At 62.6% G+C, this 1,068-nt stretch carries 1 pseudogene; it reads right to left on the bottom strand.

The features are described 5' to 3' along the window. Positions 1–1,004: pseudogene (locus tag JI739_RS24300) on the bottom strand (IS3 family transposase); the annotation flags it as partial. Positions 1,005–1,068 lie beyond the last annotated feature (64 nt).

Here is a 1,068-nt window from a genome sequence, read left to right as displayed (position 1 = left end):
GTCGTCGCGCCAGTTGTCGATGACGCTGCGCATGTGGCTAAGGCTGGCGAACCAGTGCTGGGACAGGCATTCATCCCGGAACCGGCTGTTAAAGCTCTCGATGTACGCGTTCTGCACGGGCTTGCCGGGCTGGATGAAGCGCAGCTCCACCTGGTTCCTGGCCGCCCAGTCCTGCATCGTGCGACCGGCGAACTCCGGACCGTTGTCCGTGCGAATGACCTTCGGCAGGCCCCGTTCGGCCTTGACCTGATCAAGCACGCGCGTGACGTACAGAGCGGGAATCGAGGTATCCACGGCGATCTGGACGACCTCTTTCGTGCAGTCGTCCACGACGGTCAGCGTTTTCACCTTTCGACCATTGGCCAGCTCATCGAACACAAAGTCCATGCTCCAAACCTCGTTGGGTTGCCCGGGACGCACCAGCGGCTGGCGCTCGGTAACCGGCAGCTTCTTGCGCCGACGCTTGCGCACCGCCAAGCCTTCCTCGCGGTAGATCCGCCAAGTGCGTTTGACGTTGATCGCCCAGCCCTCGTGGCGCAGGCGGTTGTGCAGCATCCGATAGCCGTGACGGCGGTGCTGGCCCGCCAATTCCTTCAAGCGCTCACGCAGCGTGTCGTTGCCATCGGTGCGAGGCCGGTAGCGCAGCACACTGGTGCTGATCCCTACCAGTCGGCACGCCTGGCGCTCGCTCAGGCCTTTGCCCTGCAGCTGTCGAACGCACTCGCGCTTGGCCGCCACGGCCGTCACTTTCCCTTGAGCACCTCCCGCATGGCATCGATCTCAAGCATCGAATTAGCCAGCAGCTTCTTGAGCTTGTTGTTCTCCGCCTCCAGCGTCTTCAGGCGCTGGGCGTCCGACACGTTCATGCCGCCGAACTTGGCCTTCCAGGCGTAGTAGCTCGGCTCGGAGAAGCCGTGCTTGCGACACAGCTCCTTGACCGGCAGGCCGGCATCGGCCTCACGCAGGAAGCCAATGATCTGCTCCTCGGTGAATCGCTTCTTCATCGTCCAATTTCCTCGCAGGATTGATTGGACTCCAGATCGTCACGTGGCTGATCTCAGGGGGCAG

Source organism: Ramlibacter aurantiacus (assembly GCF_016722895.1).
In the GTDB taxonomy this organism is placed as follows: domain Bacteria; phylum Pseudomonadota; class Gammaproteobacteria; order Burkholderiales; family Burkholderiaceae_C; genus Ramlibacter; species Ramlibacter aurantiacus.
Note: the sequence above shows the minus strand (reverse complement) of the source record. Positions and strands in the feature narration are given on the sequence as shown.